Here is a 7,039-nt window from a genome sequence, read left to right as displayed (position 1 = left end):
TGATGTCGGCAGGCAAACGTCGACCTCGCGATCATGCTGTGACCAGCAGGCCACCGCCAAGGGATGAAAAGGGCTCACTGTCTGTTCAATCAAGAGGGGCGAACCACTCATGGACCGACTGGAGAGCTCTTGCGGCACGTCGGCCGGTGTGGTGTGCCGCGCGGCGCGGCCGCGGTCACCGCGAGGATGGCAGCCTGCCGCTACCCTCGTGACGCGCTGGACACGCCCCGCGCCACGCACCGGCCGGGAAGTTCATCTTCCCCATCCGCGGGACCACTGAACGCCTGCTCTGCGTCGCCCGCGCCGTCTCATCTCCTTCGACGCCCGCGCCGCTGCCGCGCCACGCGAGCAGGCCCGATGACCTGAAGCAGGCGCAGAGCCACCTGTACTCGGAGTGCTCGACCACTGGGCCATGGTCTCCTCCGACATGTACGTGAAAGGACCGGTAACGATGCCGGCAAGCAAACCACGGCGAACAAGCGATCATCCGGCCACGAACGCGGTAAAGGTATGGCCGCTCAGCACCGACGACGGTTACGACGTCCCACCGATGATGTTGAGCGAGCGTGAACGCGAAGTCCTCGAGTATCTGGCGGAGGGATACACGTACGTGTCCATAGGTCACCGGATGAACATCAGCCCACATACCGTCGACACGTACCTGCGGCGTATCCGGAAGAAGACCGGAGCCGTTCACCGTTCACAGCTCACGGTGATCGCGATGGCTCTGGGGCGTTCAGACGTGGACGCATCCCGCCGATCTTGCGGCCCCTCAGCGCCCCCGCACGGCGAGCGTGTGGGCGACGAACGGGTGACCGGCGCGACCGCCACGCCGGAAAGATCGGCCACCACCGATCGGCAAGCCACCGTGGAAAGGCTCACGAGGTTGTGGGGCGACACCGCAGTGCGAACGGCGCTGGCAGCCTGGGACTTCGGCCGCGTCAGCGCGCTGATGCGGGAGCGGGTCCCGCTCAGCCGAGACGAGATGTGCGCCCTGACCGGTCTGCGTCGCGAACGCCTCACCGCGCTCGAAGCCGGCCGGCGCGGGCTCACCGATACCGAGCAGATCTCACGCTTCCTCACCGGGCTGCGCTTCCCCTGGAACTTCGTGCCCATGCCACTCGCCGCGCATCCGTGCCCTGCCGATGGCTGCACGCGACGTCTCACGCATGGCACCTGTCACGGGATCTCCTGACAGCTGCCATGGTAAAGGAGCAGAAACCTCGGGCGTGACCGTCCATCACGAGCCGGAGATGACGGTACGCCTCCCGGGTGACCCGCGTGCCGCTGTGGTCGCGCAGGACGGGGCTCCACGTACACATGGGGCGAGTCAACTCGCCGCGCCGCCTGCGCCACGCCGACCAGCCAGCCCGCTGCGGTCAAGTTGATCGGGCCACGCGCGCGGGACAGGCGGATCAGCTGCCTAACGATCTCCAGATGTACGGCCCGTAGGAGCTCATCGACGGGGAAGGTCTTGTGTTCCGGTCCCGTCATCGCGCTCCCTGGGGAATGAGACCAGCCTTGGGGTACGGAGCGCCGGGCGTCGAGAGTGACGAACAACTGTCAACTCGCCTTGCCGGTCCATCGGAGCAGAGCGTGGTGCCAGCTTGCTTCGCCTTCGGTGAGGGTCGAGCCCGCCCATGCGACGTACCCGTCCGGCCGCACCAGCAGGGCTGGACCGTGATCGATGCGTTGCGCCTGGGCGAGATCGGTGAGGATCGCGGGCGTTCCGGGCTCGCGGATCAGCATGAAGCCGCCGTCGCGCTGCAGCCGGGTCAGCGGGCCCTCGGCGAGGGCTGTCTGCGTGGCCGGGGTTCCGACGAGATCGTGCCCTCCGCGAGAGCCGTTCTTGTAGCGCAGGGTCACTCCGGAGAAGCTCCCGGCGATGACGTCGGAGGCTCGGCGGATGCCGAGCACCCTGGGCGCGAGTCTGTTGCGCAGCCAGCGCGCGGGCTTGGGCTTGAGCGTGACCGCGCGCATCATCGCACCGCTCTGGAACAGCACGCGCCTTCCGATCGGGTGCCGCTCCGAGTGGTAGGTGTCCAGGATCCCCTCGTCCGCCCCGTCGAGTACGAGCGCGAGCTTCCAGGCCAGGTTGACGGCGTCCTGGATGCCGGTGTTCATGCCCTGACCGCCCATGGGGGAGTGCGCGTGCGCGGCGTCGCCGGCGAGGAAGACGCGACCGGCTCGATAGTTCGCGACCTGACGTTCGTCGCAGTGGAAACGGGAGGTCCACCCGGCCTCGGCGAGCCCGACGTCGTGGCCCATGGCGCGGTTGAGCACGTCGCGCACCTCCGCGATGTCCACCGGCGCGTCGTCGGGCAGTTGACGGCGCCGGTCCCAGGTCATGGAGCGGTACCAGCCGTCGTGCCTGTAGGGCACCAGGAAGCCGAAGACCTCCGGCGTGCTGCCCAGCGTCAGACCGTCGCCCGTGGGACCGTGTTCGAGGCGGACATCGGCCAGGACCACCGAGCGCAGCACCGACTTGCCGGGGAAGTCCATCCCGACCAGGTCACGCACGGTGCTGTGCGTGCCGTCCGCCCCTACCACGTACGACGCACGCCAGGTCGTTGGCTCGCCACCGTCCTTGGGCCGGGCGGTCAGGGTGACGCCGTCGGCGTCCTGTTCGAGCCCGATCACTTCCACGCCGCGCAGCAGGGTCGCGCCCTGCGCCCGCGCGTAGTCTTCCAGTGCCTGATCGACGTTGGTCTGCGGAGTGATCAGACCGTACGGGTAGCGGGAGGGCAGCCGGGTGAGGTCCAGGGCAGCGCCGTTGAACAGGTGGACCGCTCCGACGAGATTGCCCTTGGCCAGCAGCCCCTCGGCGAGTCCGCGGCTGTCCAGGAGTTCGAGGGTTCTCGGCATCGTCACGAACGCGCGGCTCGACGGGTTGATCTGCGGCCGGCGTTCCAGCACGGTCACCGTGCGGCCGGCACGTGCGAGATCGCCAGCGACGGTCATGCCCGTCGGTCCCCCGCCGACCACGACCACATCCGCCTGTTCCATGGCTCTCTCCTTGTCGAGTCGGTTGAGTCGGTTGAGTCGGTTGCATGGGTGGAATCGGTGTCCCGGTGTCCGGGACTGGATGACGAGACCGGCCTTTCTGGCGTTCTACGCTCGGTCCGCGCGTCACTCGACCGGAGGGAAAGACCATGCTGGTGATCACCATTCGCTTCACGGTGCGTCCTGAATGGGCCGAGCGCTGGCTCGATCTGGTCGCCGAGTTCACCGAGGCGACCCGAGCCGAGGAAGGGAATCTCTGGTTCTGGTGGTCGCGGAGCGTCGACGACCCTTGCGTGTTCTTCCTGATGGAAGGACACCGGGAGAGCGGCGTCGAGGAACATCTCAAGTCACCGTTGATCCCGAAGATCCAGCGGGAGTGGCCGGAGGCCCTGGTGGAGACTCCGCGGATCCTCATGGCCGAGCTTCCCGGCGAGGAATGGGAGGAGATGAAGCTGCTTCCCGTTCCGCCCCGGACGTTCAGCGGGTGAGCCCGGCCCTGAGCGCCGTGGCGATGCGGACGACGCGTCCGCCCTGGAAGCGGGCCGCGGCGCGGGTGGTCTCCTCGATCGGTCTGTCGAGATCACCGCTGACGTGGCCGGTGCCGTACGGGTTGCCGTCGGCGAACTTGACCGGGTCGGTGTAGCCGGGGCCCACGATGATGCCGCCGAAATGGTGGATGGTGACGTAGAGCGCCAGCAGAGTGGACTCCTGGCCGCCGTGCGCGGTCGAGCTGGCCGTGAAGCCGCTGTAGACCTTGTCGGCCAGCAGCCCCTGCGACCACGGCCCGCCGAGGGTGTCGAGGAACTGCTTGAGCTGGCTGGACACGTTGCCGAACCGGGTCGGCGACCCGAAGATCACGGCATCGGCCCACAGGACGTCATCGGCGCTCGCCTCGGGGACGTCCCGGGTGGCCGCCGCGTGGCCGGCCCATGCGGGGTTCGAGGCGATGGCGGCCTGCGGGGCCAGCTCGGCCACTCTGAGCAGGCGTACCTCCGCGCCTGTCTTCTCGGCGCCTTCGGCGACGCAGCGGGCGAGCTCGTGCACCGTGCCGGTTGAGGAGTAGTAGATGACGGCGACCTTTGTCGTGTCGGGTGTCGTGTCGGGCGTCATGTCGGGCGTCGTGTCGGGCGTCACGTCGAGTGTCATGTCGGGTGTCGTGTCCTGCGTGGCGTCCTGCGTGGTGTCGGGCATGGGAACGACACCTTTCATCTGTGTGCGTCCGCGGGCTGGGCGTGCCGGTGACCGGCTTGGAGCCGGCGCAGCAGGGCGGGGGTGACGCCGCGGTAGGCGGCGGGGTTGATCGGGTTGAGCCAGTGCGCGGCGCGGACTCGTGCGCTGATGTTGAGGCCGAGGTCGTCCAGCACCTCGTCGACGTTGTGCATGGAGAACGGGATGATCTTCGTGCCCCGGCAGTGGTGCGTACCGGTGGCGACGTCCATGAAGGCCAGCTGGTCGACGACGGCTTGGCGCATCGCCCGCGGATCGGGCAGCGGCACGGCGTCCGCGAGGGCGGCGGCGATCCAGACCGCGGCCATCTCGGCGTTCAACGGGCTGAAGAACGAGGAGTTGTAGCCGTTGAAGTACAGCCCAGGCACGTCGAGCGGCAGGATCTGCCGGTAGAGCAGGAAGTTGTCCCGTTCGTCCAGCAGCCGCTCGCACACGTCGTCGTCGAGGAACGGCACGCCCTGGGTGAAGCCTGTGGCGCAGACGACGAGGTCGGCGGGCAGGGTGGTGCCGTCGCTCAACTCGGCCATCGGCCTGCCCGCCTCGGCGAGCAGCCGGACGATGGTGCGATCGCGGCGGACGGTGATGGCGCCGGCGGCGACTCCCTCGAAGAACCCCTCGGTCGACAGGCCGATGGCCCCGCGGACGATGTCCTCCATCTGCCCGCCGGGCAGCAGGCCGAGCCTCTTGAGCCCGAACTGCCGCACCGACACCGAGCCGATCGAATTGATCATGTTTCGGCGCAGGCCGTCGCCCGGCCCGTGCAGGAACTTCTCGAAGCCCCGCAGCCGGATGTAGCGGAAGAGCGCCTCACCCATCCGGGTCAGCAGAAGCATCTTGAAGTTGAGGAAGCCGCCGACCTTCCGCGGCACCTTCCACAGCATCTGGCGGGCGATCACGTCGGTGCTCGCGGCGACCTCGCTGATGGCCACGGTGACGTCACACGCCGACTTGCCGTATCCGACGACCAGCACGTGCTTGTCGCGTGCCTCCTCGGCGTCGTGGAAGCCGGTGCCCGGACAGAGCCGTCCGCCGGCCGCGGTGAAATCCTCGAGGCCGGGGAAGTCCGGGACGGCGGGTTCGCAGAAGACGCCGTTGGCGACGACGAGCCGGTCGAAGGTCTCGGTGCCCGCGGGGACCTCCACGGTCCAGGCGTCGCCGACGGCCCGCGCGGCGAGCACCTCGGTGTCCAGCCGCAGGCCGCCCTCCAGGCCGAACTCGGCGGCGTAGGCGGCCAGGTAGGCCTGGACCTGCTCGCCGGTGGGCCATTCGGGGTAGTCGGCGGGCATGGGGAAGTCCGACAGCGCGTACTGCGTCTTCGGGCTCTGGGTCGTCAGGCCGGGATAGCGTCGCGTGCGGCTCCACACTCCGCCCACGTCGGGCGCCTTGTCGAACACCTGGACCTCGTGGCCGGCCTGCGTGAGCACCTTCGCGGTGGCCAGACCGGCGACACCGGCGCCGATGATGCCGATCCTCATGCCAGCAGCTCGATGCCGAAGTCGGCCATGATGCCCTTGATCACCGAGATGTCCTTCGGGCCGGGCGGCATGTCGGCGAGCGCCTGGTAGTACTCCTCCAGGCCGGCGGGCGAGACCACGGAGATGACCCGTGACTCCTCCTCGTACGGGTTGCGGAAGGCGTGCACCACGTCGCGGGGCAGGAACAGGTAGTCGCCGTGCCGCAGCACGAAGTCCTCGCCGCCGAGGTGGACGTCCAGCCGCCCGGCCAGGCAGATGAACGACTCGTCCTCGCGGGTGTGGATGTGCGGCGGCGGGCCGTCGGTCCGCGCGGGGATCGTGTACTCGAACAGCGAGTACGCGTCGCGGGTGGATGGGCCGTTGGTCTTCATCGTGATGCCGAGCCCGATCGCCGCGATGGCATGGCCTTCGCGCGAGGGGAGCATGTATCCGCCGCCCAGAGTCACTGTGATCTCCTCCACATGTGTCGGTGTGTCGGCGCTCACAGCCTGGATCCCAGGAGGGCGACCAGCAAACCCCTGTCCCGCTCACCGGGACGGTTTCGTCAGCGGCGCGTCGAGTAGGCCCTGGAGGCGGCCGCCGCGGCCATCCGTACGGCGGGCCCGAGCCGGTCCCCCCGTACCAGGCCGGTGGGGCCGGTGACCGACAGTGCCGCCACGACGTCGCCGAGCGGGCCGAAGATCGGCGCGGCCACGCAGCTCACGCCGATGTTGCCCTCCTCGCGGTCGACCGCCCAGCCCCGGTCGGGGACCGCGGTCAGCTCGCGCAGGACTGCCACCGCGGTGGTGGGGGTGCGCGGCGTCCTCTGGGGCAGTCCCGCGGCGATGACGGCATCGATGATCGCGGGCTCGGAGTAGGCGAGGATCGCGCGGCCCAGCGCCGAGCAGTGCGCGGGGATCATCCCACCGGCCTGAGACAGCATGGGCATCGGCCGATGGCCGGTGATCTTCTCCACGACCAGGATCCGCGTGCCGTCGAGCACGCCGAGCTGCACCGTGGTCTTGGCCGCGTTGTGCAGGTCCTGCAGGAACGGCAGGACGGCTTCGCGGAGCTCGTGCCGGATCGGCGCCAGGCTGGAGATCTCGAACAGGCGGTTGCCGATGCGATACCGGTCCCTGGGCTTGTCCAGCCAGCCGAGCCGGATCATGCGCTCGGCCGTGCGGTGGGTGGTCGATCGGGGCATCCCGCACCGCGAGACGAGGGCGGCGAGGGTCAACTCGCGGTGGGTGGCGTCGAAGGCGCCCAGAATCGCCGCCGCGCGGTCGAGCCCGCCCATCCCGCCGGTGGCACGATCCCGCTCAGCGGGACTCACCGTTGGGCTCCTGGGTTCACGC

The 7,039-nt window shown here is 69.1% G+C and carries 7 protein-coding genes; 2 read left to right on the top strand and 5 right to left on the bottom strand.

From position 1 onward, the window contains the following. The first annotated feature begins 412 nt into the window (after window positions 1–412). The gene (locus DQW85_RS08930; RefSeq protein ID WP_205314989.1) at window positions 413–1,195 is read left to right on the top strand and encodes a LuxR C-terminal-related transcriptional regulator; all 783 of its coding nucleotides are present in this window, start codon (window positions 413–415) and stop codon (window positions 1,193–1,195) included. A gap of 368 nt (window positions 1,196–1,563) precedes the next feature. On the opposite strand, the gene DQW85_RS08925 is transcribed toward DQW85_RS08930, so the two are convergent. Beyond that, entirely contained in the window at window positions 1,564–3,087 is a 1,524-nt protein-coding gene (locus tag DQW85_RS08925) for an FAD-dependent oxidoreductase (RefSeq protein WP_113699895.1), read from the bottom strand. Between the two features lie 65 nt (window positions 3,088–3,152). On the opposite strand from DQW85_RS08925, the gene DQW85_RS08920 reads away from it, so the two are divergent. After that, a complete protein-coding gene (locus DQW85_RS08920; protein WP_113699894.1) occupies window positions 3,153–3,491 on the top strand; it encodes a putative quinol monooxygenase in 339 nt (112 codons plus the stop codon). Here the strand turns inward: DQW85_RS08920 and wrbA are convergent. The 4 genes from wrbA to DQW85_RS08900 all read right to left on the bottom strand — a co-directional run bounded on the left by wrbA (window position 3,481) and on the right by DQW85_RS08900 (window position 7,017). After that, window positions 3,481–4,113: an NAD(P)H:quinone oxidoreductase gene (gene wrbA / locus DQW85_RS08915; protein ID WP_113699900.1), complete on the bottom strand. Its 633-nt coding sequence runs from the start codon at window positions 4,111–4,113 to the stop codon at window positions 3,481–3,483. The two genes, DQW85_RS08920 and wrbA, sit on opposite strands and share 11 nt — an antisense overlap. 95 nt (window positions 4,114–4,208) lie before the next feature. After that, window positions 4,209–5,705 carry a flavin-containing monooxygenase gene (locus DQW85_RS08910; RefSeq protein ID WP_113699893.1) on the bottom strand — a complete coding sequence of 499 codons (1,497 nt, stop codon included), beginning with the start codon at window positions 5,703–5,705 and terminating at the stop codon, window positions 4,209–4,211. Continuing rightward, window positions 5,702–6,151: a cupin domain-containing protein gene (locus tag DQW85_RS08905; RefSeq protein WP_205314987.1), complete on the bottom strand. Its 450-nt coding sequence runs from the start codon at window positions 6,149–6,151 to the stop codon at window positions 5,702–5,704. The genes DQW85_RS08910 and DQW85_RS08905 overlap by 4 nt, the downstream gene beginning before the upstream one ends. A gap of 98 nt (window positions 6,152–6,249) precedes the next feature. After that, complete coding sequence (locus DQW85_RS08900; RefSeq protein ID WP_205314986.1) at window positions 6,250–7,017, bottom strand: IclR family transcriptional regulator; 768 nt, start codon at window positions 7,015–7,017, stop codon at window positions 6,250–6,252. Between the last annotated feature and the right edge of the window lie 22 nt (window positions 7,018–7,039).

Source organism: Nonomuraea lactucae, assembly GCF_003313395.1.
GTDB lineage: Bacteria > Actinomycetota > Actinomycetes > Streptosporangiales > Streptosporangiaceae > Nonomuraea > Nonomuraea lactucae.
This window is presented reverse-complemented; position numbering and strand designations above follow the sequence as displayed.